This is a genomic window from Maribacter litopenaei, from assembly GCF_025244665.1.
In the GTDB taxonomy this organism is placed as follows: domain Bacteria; phylum Bacteroidota; class Bacteroidia; order Flavobacteriales; family Flavobacteriaceae; genus Maribacter; species Maribacter litopenaei.
On record NZ_CP104205.1, the window covers coordinates 1,325,758 to 1,343,432 of the forward strand.

At 38.9% G+C, this 17,675-nt stretch carries 18 protein-coding genes, 1 tRNA gene and 1 pseudogene; 5 read left to right on the forward strand and 15 right to left on the reverse strand.

The genetic code is table 11. The annotated features are described in order from the left end of the window. Positions 1 to 71 precede the first annotated feature (71 nt). The 6 genes from NYZ99_RS07090 to NYZ99_RS07115 all read right to left on the reverse strand — a co-directional run bounded on the left by NYZ99_RS07090 (position 72) and on the right by NYZ99_RS07115 (position 2,781). Entirely contained in the window at positions 72 to 314 is a 243-nt protein-coding gene (locus tag NYZ99_RS07090; protein WP_260574593.1) for a hypothetical protein, read from the reverse strand. Beyond that, positions 290 to 889 carry a PQQ-dependent sugar dehydrogenase gene (locus NYZ99_RS07095; protein ID WP_260574595.1) on the reverse strand — a complete coding sequence of 200 codons (600 nt, stop codon included), beginning with the start codon at positions 887 to 889 and terminating at the stop codon, positions 290 to 292. The genes NYZ99_RS07090 and NYZ99_RS07095 overlap by 25 nt, the downstream gene beginning before the upstream one ends. Positions 890 to 995: 106 nt before the next feature. Beyond that, positions 996 to 1,661 carry an FAD/NAD(P)-binding protein gene (locus NYZ99_RS07100; RefSeq protein ID WP_260574596.1) on the reverse strand — a complete coding sequence of 222 codons (666 nt, stop codon included), beginning with the start codon at positions 1,659 to 1,661 and terminating at the stop codon, positions 996 to 998. A 10-nt stretch (positions 1,662 to 1,671) separates the two neighbouring features. Then, complete coding sequence (locus NYZ99_RS07105) at positions 1,672 to 2,010, reverse strand: hypothetical protein (protein ID WP_260574597.1); 339 nt, start codon at positions 2,008 to 2,010, stop codon at positions 1,672 to 1,674. Positions 2,011 to 2,189: 179 nt separating this feature from the next. Continuing rightward, positions 2,190 to 2,540 carry an FAD/NAD(P)-binding protein gene (locus tag NYZ99_RS07110; RefSeq protein WP_260574599.1) on the reverse strand — a complete coding sequence of 117 codons (351 nt, stop codon included), beginning with the start codon at positions 2,538 to 2,540 and terminating at the stop codon, positions 2,190 to 2,192. A 151-nt stretch (positions 2,541 to 2,691) separates the two neighbouring features. Beyond that, positions 2,692 to 2,781 (reverse strand) — tRNA-Leu (locus tag NYZ99_RS07115). Between the two features lie 352 nt (positions 2,782 to 3,133). Here NYZ99_RS07115 and NYZ99_RS07120 point away from each other — a divergent pair. From NYZ99_RS07120 to NYZ99_RS07140, 5 genes are all read left to right on the forward strand, one after another. Then, positions 3,134 to 4,339 carry a PQQ-dependent sugar dehydrogenase gene (locus tag NYZ99_RS07120; RefSeq protein ID WP_260574600.1) on the forward strand — a complete coding sequence of 402 codons (1,206 nt, stop codon included), beginning with the start codon at positions 3,134 to 3,136 and terminating at the stop codon, positions 4,337 to 4,339. Between the two features lie 29 nt (positions 4,340 to 4,368). Next, on the forward strand, positions 4,369 to 5,043 hold the full coding sequence (locus NYZ99_RS07125) for a hypothetical protein (protein ID WP_260574602.1): 675 nt from the start codon (positions 4,369 to 4,371) through the stop codon (positions 5,041 to 5,043). After that, positions 5,033 to 8,818 (forward strand): PKD domain-containing protein, encoded by a 3,786-nt coding sequence (locus NYZ99_RS07130; protein ID WP_260574603.1) that lies wholly within the window; start codon positions 5,033 to 5,035, stop codon positions 8,816 to 8,818. The genes NYZ99_RS07125 and NYZ99_RS07130 overlap by 11 nt, the downstream gene beginning before the upstream one ends. Then, positions 8,791 to 8,958, forward strand: a complete 168-nt coding sequence (locus NYZ99_RS07135) for a hypothetical protein (protein WP_260574604.1) — start codon at positions 8,791 to 8,793, stop codon at positions 8,956 to 8,958. Before NYZ99_RS07130 ends, NYZ99_RS07135 begins: the two co-directional genes overlap by 28 nt. A 236-nt stretch (positions 8,959 to 9,194) precedes the next feature. Continuing rightward, the gene (locus NYZ99_RS07140) at positions 9,195 to 9,983 is read left to right on the forward strand and encodes a glycosyltransferase family 32 protein (RefSeq protein ID WP_260574605.1); all 789 of its coding nucleotides are present in this window, start codon (positions 9,195 to 9,197) and stop codon (positions 9,981 to 9,983) included. 51 nt (positions 9,984 to 10,034) lie between these two features. Here the strand turns inward: NYZ99_RS07140 and NYZ99_RS07145 are convergent, their stop codons facing one another. The 9 genes and pseudogenes from NYZ99_RS07145 to NYZ99_RS07185 form a co-directional block, all read right to left on the reverse strand. Next, complete coding sequence (locus NYZ99_RS07145; protein WP_260574607.1) at positions 10,035 to 10,310, reverse strand: 4'-phosphopantetheinyl transferase family protein; 276 nt, start codon at positions 10,308 to 10,310, stop codon at positions 10,035 to 10,037. An 8-nt stretch (positions 10,311 to 10,318) separates the two neighbouring features. Beyond that, positions 10,319 to 10,639: a 4'-phosphopantetheinyl transferase family protein gene (locus tag NYZ99_RS07150; protein WP_260574608.1), complete on the reverse strand. Its 321-nt coding sequence runs from the start codon at positions 10,637 to 10,639 to the stop codon at positions 10,319 to 10,321. A 139-nt stretch (positions 10,640 to 10,778) separates the two neighbouring features. Further along, positions 10,779 to 11,717, reverse strand: a complete 939-nt coding sequence (locus NYZ99_RS07155) for a thioesterase domain-containing protein (protein ID WP_260574609.1) — start codon at positions 11,715 to 11,717, stop codon at positions 10,779 to 10,781. A gap of 5 nt (positions 11,718 to 11,722) precedes the next feature. Beyond that, on the reverse strand, positions 11,723 to 12,178 hold the full coding sequence (locus tag NYZ99_RS07160; protein WP_260574610.1) for an AMP-binding enzyme: 456 nt from the start codon (positions 12,176 to 12,178) through the stop codon (positions 11,723 to 11,725). 86 nt (positions 12,179 to 12,264) lie between these two features. Next, entirely contained in the window at positions 12,265 to 13,473 is a 1,209-nt protein-coding gene (locus NYZ99_RS07165; RefSeq protein WP_260574612.1) for an amino acid adenylation domain-containing protein, read from the reverse strand. Then, positions 13,470 to 14,501, reverse strand: a pseudogene (locus NYZ99_RS07170) (condensation domain-containing protein). The gene NYZ99_RS07165 and the pseudogene NYZ99_RS07170 overlap by 4 nt, the downstream one beginning before the upstream one ends. Further along, positions 14,479 to 14,754: a condensation domain-containing protein gene (locus NYZ99_RS07175; protein WP_260574613.1), complete on the reverse strand. Its 276-nt coding sequence runs from the start codon at positions 14,752 to 14,754 to the stop codon at positions 14,479 to 14,481. Before NYZ99_RS07175 ends, NYZ99_RS07170 begins: the two are co-directional and overlap by 23 nt. A 55-nt stretch (positions 14,755 to 14,809) precedes the next feature. Further along, positions 14,810 to 16,795, reverse strand: coding sequence for an aminotransferase class III-fold pyridoxal phosphate-dependent enzyme (locus NYZ99_RS07180; protein WP_260574614.1), 1,986 nt, complete (start codon positions 16,793 to 16,795; stop codon positions 14,810 to 14,812). Next, a complete protein-coding gene (locus NYZ99_RS07185; RefSeq protein ID WP_260574616.1) occupies positions 16,764 to 17,663 on the reverse strand; it encodes an acyl carrier protein in 900 nt (299 codons plus the stop codon). Before NYZ99_RS07185 ends, NYZ99_RS07180 begins: the two co-directional genes overlap by 32 nt. Positions 17,664 to 17,675 lie beyond the last annotated feature (12 nt).

Here is a 17,675-nt window from a genome sequence, read left to right on the forward strand (position 1 = left end):
TGCCCCGTAACTAGGCTGGCTCATTGCCTCAAACATATTCCAGCCATAGTTCCCACCTTTTTGTATAATGTTTATTTCCTCATACAGGTTCCGCCTACATCCGCCGCCCGGATTCGACCTTGGGCATCAAACGAAAATTTCCATGTATTACGTAGCCCCCATGCATATAGTTCATCTAGTCCGGTAAGATTAACTCGTGGATTATCGCTGGGAATTTCATAACGGCCATTGGGTTCTGCTGGGTTCGTTTCCAAAGGATTGTCCCCATTAAGGTCAACATCCAAACGAATCATACTTCCAAAAACCGTTTCCAAGTTTTGCCCATTTCCTCGAGGTCCCCAGCACCACCTCCGTCTCCAATGGTTGCATAAAGATATCCATCGGGGCCAAATGCAATTTTACCCCCGTTATGGTTGGAGTCTCCGGTATCCTTGGTGAACTGGGCAATGATAAATTCACTTTCAGTATTAAGGCTATTTGGGTCGGACTCTGACACCTCGAATCTAGAAATATTTATCCGGTAATATTCATTAGGTTGGTCAATATAATAAACAAAAACATATCCATTAGATTGAAATTGTGGATGGAAGGCCATGCCTAAAAGACCAATTTCCTGACCCGAACTAAATGAGACTTTATCCCTAATATCAAGAAAGACGGAAACTTCGGAAATTGTGGTTTCCGGTCTATTCTGAAAAACCTTAATTAAACCGGCTTGCTCCACAACAAAAAGTCGATTGCTCCCATCTATTGATGATTCCAATTCGACCGGAAAATTAAAGGATAGTTCCGGAAAGGCGCTTTCGTAGGATATTTGGGCTATCAGGAAATCTCCTATGAACGAAAATAGTAGCCATAGGAATGAAAATTGAGTAGTTTTGGGGGCCATGAATTTTAATTATTCGCTGATCCAAAGATACCATTCCTATTATGTTTGGTTATCCGTATTAAAAGTAAAATTGGCCCATTTACTTTTAAGGATAATGTTCAATTTCCTAGTTTAAACTGTTCTGTAAATTTTTTGAAAGTACGGAGCTCGACCAAATAATTCGAATACAGTGTTCCAAATGCCAAAAGATTTTGTCCTCTATTTGGTTCCCGGCCAACAGAGGTCCAGCTATAAAAAGATTCTCCGAGGCCTGCATTTTATCATCAATATGAAAGCCAATATTGGAAGGATTTGGCTTACATAAGCCATCCTGTATTAAATTTTGAAGCAAGGGGCCAAGGTCATCTGAAGACAAATTAATACTACCAAGGCAATTGATTATTAAGTTAAAGTTTTCTTGACCTTCCAATGCATTATTTTCACTTTGCTCGACCTTATACCTTAGGTCTAATCCCTCATTTACTTCCTCTAAAGATAAAAAGCGACCTTTGATGTGTTTGAATCTTTTTCTTTTTGTAAGTTCTTGAACAACTGATAGATAGTGATTTCCTGCACAACGTTGTCTTCGGCCAATCTGATTTCCATGAAAGCATGCAAAGTTGAGAAGTTCCTCCCTATTCAATTTTGGCAACAAGGAGCCAAAGCCTTTTGATATAATTCCAACCGATGTTGCTGCACCAATTCCCAATCGCTCGGCCTCATCAATATCCTTGTGCGCTGCCTCTGAAATTAATTCGGCACTAATATTATTAGCGCTGGCTAATGTTTCCAAATGCAACGGTCTAAATGATTTGGCCTTTTCTAGGTCGATAGTTCCATCTCGGCATAACACCATGTGAGGATAGAGTGGCAAATGATGTTTGAAATTCATCCATTGGCAGTTTGTCACAGATTTTATAGATCATCTCCAACCCGCTGGCATTTGCTCCTAAAATGGCAATCTTTGTTTCTATACCTTTTTCTCTTCTTGCCGTTACAAAGTCGACAATCCGATTCATATTCTCCTCCATACCTACGCCATAGGGCTCTTTAATATAAAGTGAGTTTAGCGGATTCTTAATCGACTTTTGATAAAGTTTCTTATAAGGCAGGGAACCCATGGATAAAATGGTTTTATTCACTTCTAGATTTGAACCATCCTTGAAATTAATTTCAAAATGGTCTCTATGTTTAGATACACCCGTAGTTTCCTTCTGTAGGTAGTATACTTTTAAATGACCTTCCTCGGTTCGGTCTTCTATTCGTTTCTCGGACTTCCTGGCTTATGTATCTTCCAAAAAAGAATCTTGGTATATACAGATCATCCCAATCTCCGAGAAAGATATATTGGGCTGTTTTTTTCAACCCACTTTTTGGCTAAATGACCGCCATTTTTAATAAACTCTTCTTGAAGAGCATCAATATTTTCATTTAACCAATTTTTAAAATGCGATCTATGGGGTTCAGATATAAAATTTTTAAGATCCTGAATCAATAAAACTGATTTGCCTGAACGGTCGCCGTAGGGCATACCCTTGAAGAAATCATTACTTTTATCTATAATGTATAGTTCTAGCGGCGAGTTTTTTTGTTTTGGGTACTTATCAAGGAATGGAATTAGGGTATAACTTGTGGCAATACCTGCTCCTATAAAGGCAATTTTTATGGACATTTTCTTTTGAAATTTGGTGTAAATTACTTTATTAATATTCTAAGGACAATGCTCGAAGCCAAAAATTTGATAAAGTTTCTCATTTGTTCGATTACATTCCCTTTGTTCGAGTTTTTAAGAAAAAAAGCCCGTGGAGGACGGGCTTTTTTTGCGGAGGAAGTAGGGATTCGAACCCTCGGAGGCGTTAACCTCAATAACAACTAAGGTTGTTATTTGCAATAAACCACTCTGCCATTCCTCCTTTGGAAACTTTAACGTAACTCATTTCATAATATTGTTGATAACTACTTCTTTTGTAGGCCCAAAGGTTTCTTTTTGAACTCGCAGTGGCTTAAATTTGCGCGGTTGAAATTAAACGTTTTTATGGGGTCATTGAACGATATTAATCTAAAAACCGCTTAACAATGGTTTTTTTTGTGGTCTCATTTACTTACTATTGACTTATTGCTATGAAAAAGAATTACACTACTAATTCAAAGAAAATACGGAATTACTTCTATTTATCCGGTGTTATTGGTTTCGCGGTCATTTTAACAGGATTCGATCTCTATGTTTTTTGGACCTGGTCTAACGAACCCAGAACCTTTTGACCCATGGACGGATACGGCATTCACGCCAACCGGAACTTCTACGACCCTTATGAGGTAGCATTTCCAAATTTAACTTTTGACTCACCCATAACTTTTAGTCCGGTGCCAAACCAAGCCAAGATTGTTGTGGGTCAATTGGATGGAAAGGTATTTTCGATTGGAGCTGCCAATAATACTACGGTTAAGCAGCAAATCATTGATCTTTCTGCTGAAGTTGGAGATCGTAACGAAGGTCAGGTTTGGGATGGAGGATTTTTAGGTTTGGCCATTCATCCGGAATTTGGGACGACCCCTGGTAAGAATTATTTTTTTATTTATTACACGACCGCTTCGGACAACCCAACACTTGGCGGGCCCCAGGGTTTTTCATGTAATGTAGAGACTTTTTCAGGGAACTACTTAATACTAGAGCGTTTTGAGGTGGATCCTATAACCATGAATTTTGTTGCGAATTCAAGGGTTACAATGATCAACAGAAGAATGTATAATACCACTCATAGGGGTGGTGGTATGGAATTTGGTGATGATGGGTTTTTATATTTATCCACAGGTGATCAAGCCGCTTATGTCAATGCACAGGAATTAGATGAGAATTTAGATGGAGGTGTGCTGCGTTTGGATGTGGACATGATTGGAGGAGGTACAAGTCATGCCCCCATAAGAACACTATCTGATCCCGGTGCCGGAGATGCAGATGAGTTTTCAGGAATTGAATATTTCATTCCAAATGATAATCCTTTTCCAAGCCCGGGAGGAGCTACATTTGAAGAGTACTATTCTATTGGACACAGAAATCCGCATCGTATGACCAAGGATAGGGGTACGGGTATTTTCTATATTGGTGAAGTAGGTGAAAATACCCATGAGGAAATCAACGTGGTAGGTGCTGGAAATAATTATGGTTGGCCCAAATATGAGGCAAATGCCTTACGTGATTATTGTGGAACCCCACTTAATCCCTTAAGTAATGTTCATACTCCTCCATTGACCCAGTTTGTAAGGAGTGAAGCAAGTTCCATTATAGGAGGGTATGTATATAGGGGTAGTAATATGCCTGAATTGGTAGGTAAATATATTGCCGCTGATTATGCACAAAATACAATATGGCAAATTGATACAGGTACGGGCGAAAAGCAGTTATTAGGTGATTTTGGTCCACACAAGTTATTTCTTTTGGTCAGGATGTACAAGGAGAGCTCTATTTTTTAAGATTAGGCAATAACGTGCCTTTATATAGAATGAGGTCTTCAATTACACAAGCATCCGCACCTGCAACATTATCGGCTACAGGAGTTTTCACGGATGTTCAGAACTTAGTGGTTGCAGAAGGATTTATACCCTATGAAATGATTGATCCCTTTTGGTCGGACGGAGCCTACAAAACTAGATGGATGGCCATACCAAATGATGGATCTCATAACACGGCTGCGGAGCAAATTCAATGGTCTGAAAACGGAGATTGGGGTTTCCCAATTGGATCTATTTTGGTAAAACATTTTGATTACCCGATAGACGATAACGACCCGTCGGTTACACGTAAAATAGAGACCCGTTTTTCTGTTAAAAGTACAGATGGTAACTTTTACTTTTTGACTTATAAATGGAGGCCGGATGAAAGTGATGCTGATTTGGTGGATATGACAGTTGGTGATACTGTCACTATACCCGTATCTACCGTTGGAGGGGGAACCCGGAATGTGGAGTGGTTATACCCTTCCAATACGCAATGTATTTCCTGTCATAATCCTGCACTGGGAGGTACCTTGGGATCAAGAACCCGTTCCTTGAACAAGGATTTTGACTATGCGGAAAAGGGAGGTACCGTAGGAAACCAGTTGGTTACGTTAAGTACGTTGGGAATATTGAACCGAGACTATAACGGATACGGATACTCCAGGGTATTTGACCCATAAATCCATTAATGATCTTAACGCAACTTTAGATGAGAAAGCAAGAACGTATTTAGACAATAATTGCGCTTATTGCCACCAACCGGCGACAGGTAATAGGGCTGATTTTGATTTAAGACTTTTCAATACACTTTCCCAAACAGGACTATTAACTGCTGGCATGAATCAAACCATACCAGCAATGGGACTGGACCAACAAATAGTGTATGCCGGGGACGCATCCAAGTCACAAGTGTATCATAGGGCTAACAGCATTGACCCTGGAATTATGATGCCACCTTTGGCAAAGGGAATTGTAGATACGGAAGGTGTGGCATTATTGGAAGCTTGGATTAATCAGCTACAACCACCTGCTCCGCTTCCGGCAGAAGGGGAGTATCGTATTGTGAACCGTGCCAGTGGTGAAACCCTACAAGTTTCCAGTGGTAGTACCTCTAATGGACAGAATGTGGATGTAGGAAGTTATGAAGGCCTGTCCTATCAGCATTTTGCTCCGGAAGAGCGACTAGATGGTTTTTTTGAACTGCGTGCCTTACACAGTAATAGATATTTGGATGTTCAAAATGGAAATACTCAACCTAATGCCAACGTATGGCAATATACTTCCAATGGTACTGTTTCCCAAACGTTCGAATTACTTGATGCAGGTGATGGCACGTTCAATTTAGTTAATAAGATATCCGATTATTTCTTAGGGCAAGATGCCTCAGGGAATGTATTGGTGGTCGAAAACGACGGAAGCGATGCCCTAAGATGGGAATTTCTGCCCACCAGCGCCCCATTTACCATAGGGATTGAAGTTGATAAATCCCTTGTTATTACCAACGAGGATGGTGCAACGGACAATTTAGGTGTATCGTTAATGACGGCACCTGTAGATGATGTAGTGGTTTTGATTGAAGGTGTTGGGAACACGGATGAATATTCCCTATCCGAAACAGAATTTACATTTACAGCTGGAAATTGGGATACTCCCCAAATACTAACGATTACCGGTTTGGACGATTTGGACGTGGATGGGGTTCAGTATTATGACATTCGCTTTTCTGTCGATAATGCACGAAGTGATGCAGCCTATGCAGGATTTGAAGAAATAGTAGGTGGCTACAATGAGGATAATGAAGGCGGTGGAGGTGCTCCACCAGCTCCAGGCATTTATAGGATAATTAATGTGTCCAGTGGTCTGTCAATGGAAGTCATGGATGAGGACATAGCAAGTAGTGTGAATATCGAACAGGGTTTATACCAGGCAGGTACCCATGAACAGTTCGAATTAAGGTACGAGGATAACGGTCTCTATTCATTGATTGCTCAGCATAGCGGTAAAGCGGTAGATGTTGAGTTGGGCAATGCAAATCCTGGAACTAATGTTTGGCATTTTGCTTATAACGGAACGATTTCCCAGCTATGGACGATTCAGGATGCAGGTAACGGAACTTATCATATTATTAGTGATCTTGGTGGACATTATCTAGGTATTGAACCTGACGGAAACATAAGTGTCAATGTAGACAATGGTGGGGATATTTTTAGATGGGAATTTAAGGAAATTCAAACACCAGGTAATGGCGGGGTCTCAATTAACAAGAATGATCTGTATACAGATGAGGATGGAGATACCGATACCTTCACGGTTGTGCTGACGGAAGCACCTACTGCCACCGTAACAGTTGGCATAATGGTTACTGTGGGGGCGGACGAAGTTACATTGTCGACTGCACAACTTACATTTGAACCAGGTAATTGGGATGTGCCCCGGACTATTACCGTAACTGGCGTGAATGATGACGATGTGGATGGAATTCAAGATTATACTGTAGAAGCCGTCGTTATAGACCCTATCATTGATACGAATTATGATGGAGGCGTAGGTGATACTGTGGCAGGACTAAACTATGATAATGATGGTGGTAATGGCGCACCTAGACAAGGTATTTACAGATTGCAAAATGTTGGTAATACGGAAAGTTTAATGCCTGAAAATGGTGGTTTAACAAGGGATACCAATTTTGTAACAGGTACCTATGATGCCTCAAGCTATCAACATTTTGAATTGCTGCCTATGGGCAATGATCAGTATAGTATTAGGGCAATACATGGAAACTTTGTAGTGGATATTGAGAATGGAAACCGGAATGCAGGAGCCAATGTTTGGATGTATACAGGTAATGGGAATATTGCCCAATTGTTTGAAGTGGTTGATGCCGGTGATGGTACATACTTTATAATTAGTGTACTTCCTGGAGGATATTATTTAACTGTGGCACCAGATGGAAATGTCATCGTAGATGCGGAAGATGGTAGTGATTTTTATAGGTGGAGATTTTTACCAACAGGTTTCCCACCTGAAGCAATTGCCACCGCTGATATAACGAGTGGAAACGCACCTTTGACCGTTCAGTTCACAGGAAGTGCTTCAACGGATGACAAAAATGATATCGTTGATTATTTGTGGGACTTTGGTAATGGCGAAACTTCAACAGAGCTAAATCCATCTTATACTTTTGCCGATGGAGGCACCTATCAAGTATTGTTAACCGTGACAGATGGTGATGGCTATTCGGATGAAAGCGATATTATTACCATAAATGTGAACGCTGGCCCAACGGCCGTAGCTTCTGCAAGTGTGCTGGAAGGGAATGCTCCTTTGGAAGTATCTTTCACAGGTGACCAGTCTACTGACGATGTTGCGGTAATATCCTATGATTGGGATTTTGGTAACAGTGGAAATTCAACACTGGCAAACCCAGTTCAAACTTTTAGTTCCCCAGGAACTTACACTGTGAGCTTGACTGTTACGGATGATGGAGGATTACAGGATACAACTACGTTAGAAATCGTCGTAAATGAGAATGGTGCTCCCGTTGCAGTTGCTTCTTCTGACATTTTTGAAGGGAATGCTCCTTTGGACGTAACCTTTACAGGAGACCAAAGTACGGATGACATTGGAATCGCAACGTATAGCTGGGACTTTGGTGATGGTACTACTTCCAATCTTCCAAATCCAACCCATACATTTGCCACGGCTGATGTCTATACGGTAACCTTGACGGTTACAGATGATGGAGGGTTAGAGGACTCGGATACGATTACTATAACCGCAAGTGATCCTAATGGAGCACCTATTGCGGTGGCCACTGCGGATATTTCAGAAGGAACGGTACCGTTGGAAGTTTCCTTTACAGGTGACCAAAGTACGGATGATGTTGGTATTAGTACCTATTCTTGGGATTTTGGGGATGGTTCTTCATCTTCGGATATGAATCCAATACATACCTTCGTTGGGGAAGGGACCTACCAAGTAGTTTTGACAGTAGCGGATGCTAATGGTTTGGAAGATACGGATACTATTACAATTACAGTTAATCCATCGACCAATATGGCTCCAGTAGCTGTGGCCACATCCAATATTAGTAGTGGGGAAGTTCCATTGGAGGTTGCCTTTACCGTGAATCAGAGTACAGATGATGTTGGTATAGTCACATACAATTGGGATTTTGGGGATGGAAATACTTCCGCTGATGTTAATCCTATATATACCTTCAATGAAATTGGGGAGTATACGGTAATTCTAACTGTTATTGATGAAGGTGGTTTGCAATCTACCGATCAGATTACCATTACAGTAAGCGAGGAAAACGTTGCTCAAGAAGAACCGGATTTCGAATTCGTATTGGCTCCAAACCCAACTACTAATTATGTAGATGTGGTTATGAGCGAGAATTTTGATTTAGATCAAATTCGGGAGTTATGTTACATGATATGTCGGGCAGATTGATTAGGCAATTTATGCTGGATGAAGTTTTGGAAGGAACTGTATTACGCTTGCCAACCAACACCTACAGGAACGAGGTTTATGTAGTGACCGTTATGTTCGCTAATAATGAACCTGTTTCAAAAAGATTGGTTATAAATTAAGATTAGTAAGAATATTTTCGAAGGCCATACTTTAAAAAGTATGGCCTTTTTAATTTCAAAAAAGTCTTCCATGAATGTTGTTTTTATTAGATTCAACGATGATACTATACAGTATTGTCCACTACTAAAGATGATTGTCTTGTTTAAACTTATTTTGAACGTTTTAATTCCAGATTAATTCTTTTTAAAGGTATTTTCGTAACATATTTGCTACTATAAATTTTAGAAAAGATCTCATGATACCCAAAATCATTCATTATTGTTGGTTGAGCGGAGAAGAATTTCCTCAAGACATAAAGAGAAATTTAGCCTCATGGAAGGAAATGTTGCCGGATTATGAGTTCATGCTTTGGGATACTAACCGATTTGATTTGAATCAGTGGCCTTTTGCAAAAGAAGCTTTTGATAAGAAAAAATATGCATTTGCGTCCGATATTGTAAGGCTCTATGCGGTACATAAATATGGTGGTATTTACTTGGATACGGACGTGCAGGTTCTTAAGAGATTTGATGATCTTTTGCACTTACCGTATTTTGCCGGTTTGGAACATGCGAATATCATTGAAGCTGCCGTCTTTGGTGCCGAAAAGAATTCAGATTGGTTAAAACTTTGTCTGCAGCACTATGATGGTCGATCCTTTGTGAAAGAAGATGGAAAATATGATATTACCATTTTACCTGCCATCCTTAAAAAACAATTAAAGCAGGAAAAAGAATTGGTTGAAATGACTCCTGAACAGGTAACAAATGTGGAGCAACTTATTAGTGACAAAAGCAAATTCTTTCTGTTCCCTTGCGATTATTTCAGTCCTAAAGATGTTGAAACAGGGACTATTCATAGTTCTAAGAATACGTATGCCATACATCACTTCAATAGTTCATGGTTACCTGGATTTTCTAAATTCAGAAGAAAATTAAAGTTATTAATTGGCTCAAAAACGACCGCTAAAATTATCTCGAACCCGTTGGTGGGTGGTATATTGAAGTTTTTTAAGCGAATTGAATCAAAATTAGATACAAAATGATTTATGGGACATTTATATCTTATCTATTGGTTAGTTTGGGCATTCTAAAACTTATAATCTTGGCAATTGGCTAAAAGGCATATGTTCAGCTGAATTATCGTATACCCCTTCAAATGCCATAGCACCCACATGGTGCTCATCAACCTCAAAACTTAATATAACGAATTGACTCTTTTGGCTTAGAATATTAGTGGGTACTAAATGTTCGCCATCCGTTACAGTTATACTTTTTAAATCTACGTTAATTCCTTTACCAATAGCTTTTAGGATAGCTTCTTTACGTGTCGAGAATTTGTAAAAGGTCAAAGTCTTATTGGAGCTTATCAATAATTCATCTATTTCGTATTTGCTGAAAATAGTAGGGAGTATATCTGAAAAGTTCGGGTATGGTTTATTTTTTCAATATCAATACCGACCTTTTTATCACCAATAATTATCAATATAAAATCCCCTGAATGTGAAATATTAAAATATAAACTGGGATGTGAAGGAAGATAGGGTTTATCAAACGAATTTTTTTCAATTTTAACTTCAGTTGCATTCAGACCTATTTCTTTAGCAAGAAGTATTTTTAGAAAGGACCTTGAAATAATAAATCTATTTCGGTCTGCATCAAAATGATACCTTCCTGCACGAAGCCTTTCCTCATTGTCCAAATTTTCTATTAGTGAAGTAATAGAATGTACATAATCTGGTATGAAGATTTTGAAAATCCTTATACCGAAATTGCTTTTATTTCCTAAATTCTGAAATTCAGCCTTAGTCTTGAGTATTTGGATGTTACCACAAAGGAGATTATTCAAAACTATCTACATTATAGGTATCCAAGGCGTATTGCAATTTTTCAGCAAATATCACAACATTTGGTTTTTCGAACATATCGATATGGTTCCCTGGAACCAAATGTTTTCGAATACCTTTTTTAGCTATATTTTTCCACCCAAGCAAATCCATATCATGAACGAAATTAATCTCTTCAGATGATCTAAATAAATCTATCACGATATCCATAGGGACAATTGTATATTTTTCAGTAGCTTTATTATGATTGATTTCTATTTTTAAGGAGCGATTGAACTGTTGCTCATACTGTTTCTCCCTTCCTAACTTTAACCTTAGGTATAATCCTTTAAACATTGTGCTGATTAAACCTATCCTACGTTTAAAGTTTTTATTACTACTAAACATATTGGCGAATATGAATCCAACTTTACCAACAAAATATCCAATTGATACTATTTTTTTTCTTATTGGATTCTTATAATAATAAATAGGAAAAACATAAGAATCTAACTCGGCCAGCATTTTCACAATTTTACCTTGTTCTATTAATTTACGGGCCATTTCAAATGCTATAATCCCTCCAAGTGAAAAACCTGCCAAACAGTATGGCCCATCAGGATTCCGGGCAATAATTTCCTTTACATAGGCATTTGCCATTTCATCTATAGATTTATGAGGCTCTTGTAGCCCATCCAAACCTTTAGGTTGTAATCCATATACTGGTTGGTCATCACTTAAATTTTTTGCTAGCTCATGGAATATTACAACATTGTGATGGGCCCCATGAACAATATACAAGGGAGGTTTAGTTCCGGAAGATTTTATTGGTACCAAACAATCCCATGAAAAAGATTCTTTTTCAACATAAGCCGCCAATTCCTTGATTGTAGGATTTTGCAGAAGAGCTGCAAGCGGTAGTCTATTACCTGTTTCTTTTTCAAGTTGAGTCATTACCCTTACTGCAATGAGAGAATGCCCCCCCAGTTCAAAGAAATTCGGCTTATGTCAATTTTTTCAATACCCAAATGTTTTTGCCATATTTCGGAAATCTGTTTTTCCAACTGGCTTTTTGGATGATTAAAAGTGGATACATTAAAATTTTTCTTTAGCTGTGAACCAAGAGTTTTACGGTCAATTTTTCCATTAAGAGTAAGCGGAAATTCTTTAACGAAGTGATATTTTTGGGGAACCATATAGGCTGGTAGATGTCCCTTGAGAGCCTTCTTCCAAGAATCTATTTGGTTTGAATTTATAGCCTCTGAAGAAGAAAGTATCACGCAAGCCTCCAAAAGATTGTCAGTTACCAAAACCACTGAGCTCTTTACATCCATGAGGGAATCCAATTCCTTTTCTATTTCACCTAATTCGATGCGATGACCTCTTATTTTTACTTGTTGATCTATTCTTCCCAAACAAATAAGATTACCATTTGGAGATAATTTTGCTAAGTCACCGGTTTTGTACAGAATTGGGCCTAATTCAATTTCAAAAGGGTTTTTTATGAATTTTTCAGAAGTAAGTTCGGACGTTTCCAGTATCCCCTTGCTACTCCATCACCAGCTATACATAGTTCACCAGTTTTACCGGGTTCCACTAGTCTGTTTTGCTCATCTACTATATAAATGCGGGTATTGGCAATCGGTCTACCAATACTAATAACTTCATCCGATTCCAATATACGATTTACTGCAGACCAAATAGTTGTCTCGGTGGGCCCGTACATATTCCATAGTTCATCTACTTTCTCCAATAAATTTTTAGCTAGAACCAAGGGAAGAGCTTCCCCTCCACACAGAGCTTTTAAAGGTAACCGTTTATTCCAGCCAGTTTCCAATAACATTTGCCATGTAGTTGGAGTTGCCTGCATCATGGTGATATTTTCATTATTTAAAACATCCCATAATAATCTACTGTCTTTAGCGGTTTCCTCATCAGCTAAAACTAAAGTCGCACCTTTTAATAAAGGAACAAACATTTCAAGTCCTGCAATATCAAAAGATATGGTAGTAACAGAAAGTAACCTATCGTTTTCATTAATCCCTGGCTCCTTAAGCATGCTAAAAAGAAAATTAACTAAGTTTCTATGGGTAATGGAAACACCCTTTGGTTTTCCTGTTGATCCTGAGGTATAAAGTATATAAGCCTCTTTATCATTTGACACTTCTACCATGGGAGCTACTCCATTCTTTTGGGAAAGTGATGAAAGAATATCCCCTAGGAATAAAGTCTCTACATTTGTTTTAAAAGTTGGTGATAGTTCTTCTGTAGTAATCAATAATTTGGCCTCCGAATCTTCAAGCATAAACTCCAAACGATTCTTTGGATATTGAGGATCTAGGGGAAGATATGCAGCCCCCGTTTCCAAAATCGCTATCAATATTGGGATTAATTCAATGGATTTCGGTAAAGAAACCGCGACAAAGTCACCTGGTGTAATACCTTTATCGATCAGGTAGGCCGCTATATTGTTAGATTTTTGGTATAGTTCTTTGTATGTATTTTCTACATTGCCGAACTGAATTGCAGTTTTTTCGGGTGTTATTTTTGCCTGTTTAGCCAACAAAACATGCAAGGGCTCTTCGGGATAATCAATTTTGGTGTTGTTCAGTTCCGCATAGGCAGAAACATCAGTTTTGATAATATCACCGATGGGATTTGTTGGATTATCAACAATGCTCTCCAGGACTTCCGTAAACGAAATCATCATTTTTTCAATACTAGAAGCACTGAAAAGAGAAGTATTGTAGGACCATTCCGAATGAGGGCACCTTCGGATCCCGTAGCATTTAAAAAAAGTTCAAATGCCTCAAAATCCCTAGGATTACTATTCAATTTATGGGTTAAACCATCAAATTTAACCGCACTGTCCATACCCATATCAATGTTGAAGGCAACAGGTACCAAGGGAACCCTTGATGGGTCCCGGGCAATAGCTAGTTTTTGAAGCAGCTGTCCGAAACTGAACTGTTGATGTTCGTAGGCGTCAAAAATCTTATTTTTTCTATCTTTTAGATATTCATTGAAAGGTGTATTCGTATCAATGCTCGTACGCAAAGGCAACAAATTCACACAGTGGCCAATGAGATGGGTATTGTTGTGAAGTGATTGACCAGCGGCTGGTAATCCTAATACCAAATCATTTTGTCCAGTAAGGCGATTAAGAAAAACCTCGAAACCTGCCATTAAGGTAACTACTAAACTGGCCCCGGACTTAATCCCAACTTGTTTCAATTTGCCTACCAAATCACTTGGAATAGGGAAATCTAATCGATTGCTTTTATAGGTTCTTATTTGAGGTCTAGGATAATCCGTTGGCATAGTAACCGTGGGGACATTGCCCTTATATTGCTCTAGCCAAAACCTTTCCGTTTCCTCGAATTTTCCACTCCTCAGGAACATTTGTTCCTCTTCAGCATAAGAACTAAAAGATGCAGGTTCGGATATTTGCGCTAAAGTTCCATTTTTAATGGCATTGTATTGAGCGCTCAACTCTTCTAGAATAATTCCCATGAATCATCCATCACATACAATATGATGACCCGTTATAACTAATTGATGTTGATTATCGGAGAGTTTTAATAAACCAATTTTAAGTAATGGATCTTTAATTAAATCAAATACATAATGGGCATCGCCAGTAAGGTAATCCTTAATTCTCTTTTGTCTTTCTTCGGAGTCAAGATTTGAAAAATCCTTTTCGGTAATCTCTATTTTAATCGATTCGAAAACGGTCATAAAACGACCGTCTCGGATTAAAAGTGGCTCTAAGTGCCTCGTGCCTTTCGGTCATTTTTTCAATGGCTTGATGTAGGGCATTTATGTCGAGTGACCCTTCGATTAATAATGAAACTGATTCATTATAGGCCCTATTGGCATCGTCACCGCCAAGCTTGCAAGCAATCCAAATCTCTGCTTGGGCCTGAATCATTGGAATTACTCTTTGTATAGCAGGACCCCTAAAAGGATTGTAATCAACGGTATTTTTCATTCCTAATTGGTTAATGAGAAATTAAAGGGAATTCAATAGTTGGTTTTATAATTATTCAATTATTAAAAATCAATTTTAACAAAGGCTCCTTCCTTTTTTGCATCAGGAACAAACCAAGCCGGATTCCCGAATCATCAAGACCTAGTTTAGCTCCCTGTACGGGTGGAGTATTAAGAGATTGAATGTCTGTTTTATCGATGTTCACCGAATTTACATTCTCTTGCATCATGCTCTTATCGTTACCCTCAATACCTCTAAATATTCCAATAGAGATTAATTCATCCACACTTTCTATAAATGCATCCTTGATTTTTTGAATGTCCTCCTTCAAAAAGGCACTCGTCATAAAACAGGGAAAGCCATCCCAAATATGAATACCTTTTTCTCTCATTAAAACAAATAGAAGGTCAGAGTAGGGAATGTCTTCCAAAAACTTAAGTCGCCATAAAGACCCGAAATACATAATCTCCATGGGTAAGTCCCGTTTTGCAAATTCTTGGTTTACTTCTTTAACATAATTTTCGGTCATGTCATTGAGACCGTCTTGTAATGCTTTTCCCTGTTCTTTCATATGAAGTAGAGAGGCTTTTGCGGCAGCAAGGGCTAAAGGATGGCGAACAAACGTACCGGCAAAGTACGTTACCCCAATCTCCGGATAGGAGTTGTCCCCATATTGCCAATGACCTCCGTCAAGGGCATCCATGTATTTTCTTTTCCCTATGATAGCTCCAATAGAAATACCACCCCCTATAACTTTTCCATAGGTTCCAAGATCCGCCTTTATTCCGAACAGGGCTTGGGCACCTCCTGGGTGCATTCTGAATCCCGTGATCACTTCGTCAAAAATAAGTACAGATTCAGATTGCTCAGTAATCTTTCTAACTTCCTTAAGAAATTCAACAGGTCTGAATTCCGGTCTTCTACTTTGCACGGGTTCCACTACTACGGCTGCAAGTTCGTGAGCCCTTTCTTTGATGATTTGAAGGCTTTCGGGAGTACCGTACTCCAAAACCAATACGTTTTGTACGGAATCAGGTAGTATACCTGCAGCTGCCGGAAACGTTTTCAATTTTTTGGAACCTCTAACTAAGGCCTCATCATTAATACCATGGTAGGCCCCGCTAAACGATACAATCAATGATCGACCGGTTACCGTTCTAGCGATTCTAATGGCGCCAAGAACTGCTTCCGACCCAGTATTACAGAGGGCGGCCCTATCCTGACCAGTAAATTCACAGAGAAGTTTGCAAACCTCACCTGCTAGTGGATGTTGTGGACCCACCTCATAACCCAATTCAATTTGTTCATGTAGTACCTTTTTAATGAAGTCTGGTTGGTGTCCAAACATACAAGATCCAAAACCATTTAGGGCATCTATGTATTCGTTGCCGTCTATGTCCCATAATCTATTACCAGATGACTTTTCAACTACTAATGGATATACCATCTCCTTGGTAGCTGGTTTAAATCCAGTAACTACCCTTGGATCGGACATATAGGATCGATGTTGTTGGGCATATGCCTTACTGGAAGCCGTTTTTTTATTATAGCGTTCGGTCAATTTCTTTAAATAAATTTCCTGCTCCATGTTCACTCCCGCAGATTGCTTTTCTATCCGGGGGGATGCTCCAAAAGGTTTCTTCAATTCCTTTTTTTCCTCTTCTGTAAGGTCGTCTTCATGACTATTGGTATTCCCAGGAGCGGACATATTCTCTGTCTTATTGGAACTAGTAGAATTGGCAGCCATTGGTGCCTGCATTTTATGTGAATCCGTCACATTGGAAATTGGTACTTGCCCGTTATTTTGGATAAGGTCAATCTGCTGGCCTAATAATTGAAGTTGTTGTGCAATTAATCCAAGGGCCGAATTGTTGGTGTTTCCAGTCGAGTAATTTTGATTAATAACAGGCGGTGCATATGTTGGAACATTTGACTGATGGTTCTGTTGGATTGTATTTGACGCCTGTACTTCCGTTTGTGGGTGAGTAATTTCAGGTGCAAATCGGTCTTTAGGCAATTTGGTATCCGAGATACGCTGCAAGAAGTTGTGGTGAATTCAATTCGTCATTTAATTGACGAAAAGTAATATCCGTTTCAAATTCTTTTTTGCATGTAGTAGCCATTTGTGTTAGTACCAGTGAGTCCAATCCCAGTTCTAAAAAGTTATACTGGTTATCTTCCTGCTCCAACTCTATTCCGGATATATTGGAAATAATTTCAGAAATTTTTTGAAGGATTATGTCTTTTCTCATAATACTAGGGATTTCATTTGTTCCACTTTCATGGAAAGTATCAATATTTATTGGGATATCCACTCTATCATATGTAGGCGGAGTGTTATTAGTGAAATGTAAGTTTTCTTGTTGTTGCTCTATTTGAGGTGTTTCCACCCAGCAAGGTTTACGGTCAAAACTGTAAGATGGTAAACAGATCTTATGTTGGTCATGTTCTTTGTAAAATAGGTTCCAATCAGGTTCGTGTCCATTGATCCAAAGCTCTCCAAGAGCAGTAAGTATTGTGTGATACGAATCTTCCTGATCTTTTGGAGCTGTTAAAGAGGAAATGGGAGTGATGCTTTTGCCTGCTTTTTTCTGTCGTGCCAATGTTGATAGAGCTCTTCCCGGTCCCACTTCCAAAAGTACTGTGTTTTCATCAAGTTCTATTATAGTATCCAGCGCCTGTGAGAATTTAACGGCATCCCGCAAATGATTGGTCCAATATTTTGGATTTGTTGCCTCTTCCTTGCTCATCCATTTTCCAGTTGCTGTGGATATGATAGGAATTCTAGGGGCATTCAATTCCATTTTTTGAACTTCTTTTTCAAAAGTATCCAATATGGGATTCATCATGGTCGAATGAAACGCATGACTAGTTGCCAATAGCATATTGGCTATACCTTCCTCCTTCAATTTTTTACTAAA

Coding starts and splice junctions, on each gene's coding strand:
- NYZ99_RS07125 (WP_260574602.1), top strand. CDS start 4,369: ATGAGGTCTTCAATTACACAAGCATCCGCACCTGCAACATTATCGGCT.
- NYZ99_RS07110 (WP_260574599.1), bottom strand. CDS start 2,540: ATGTCCATAAAAATTGCCTTTATAGGAGCAGGTATTGCCACAAGTTAT.
- NYZ99_RS07175 (WP_260574613.1), bottom strand. CDS start 14,754: ATGAAAAATACCGTTGATTACAATCCTTTTAGGGGTCCTGCTATACAA.
- NYZ99_RS07155 (WP_260574609.1), bottom strand. CDS start 11,717: ATGACTCAACTTGAAAAAGAAACAGGTAATAGACTACCGCTTGCAGCT.
- NYZ99_RS07095 (WP_260574595.1), bottom strand. CDS start 889: ATGGCCCCCAAAACTACTCAATTTTCATTCCTATGGCTACTATTTTCG.
- NYZ99_RS07135 (WP_260574604.1), top strand. CDS start 8,791: ATGTTACATGATATGTCGGGCAGATTGATTAGGCAATTTATGCTGGAT.
- NYZ99_RS07165 (WP_260574612.1), bottom strand. CDS start 13,473: ATGATGATTTCGTTTACGGAAGTCCTGGAGAGCATTGTTGATAATCCA.
- NYZ99_RS07140 (WP_260574605.1), top strand. CDS start 9,195: ATGATACCCAAAATCATTCATTATTGTTGGTTGAGCGGAGAAGAATTT.
- NYZ99_RS07120 (WP_260574600.1), top strand. CDS start 3,134: ATGGACGGATACGGCATTCACGCCAACCGGAACTTCTACGACCCTTAT.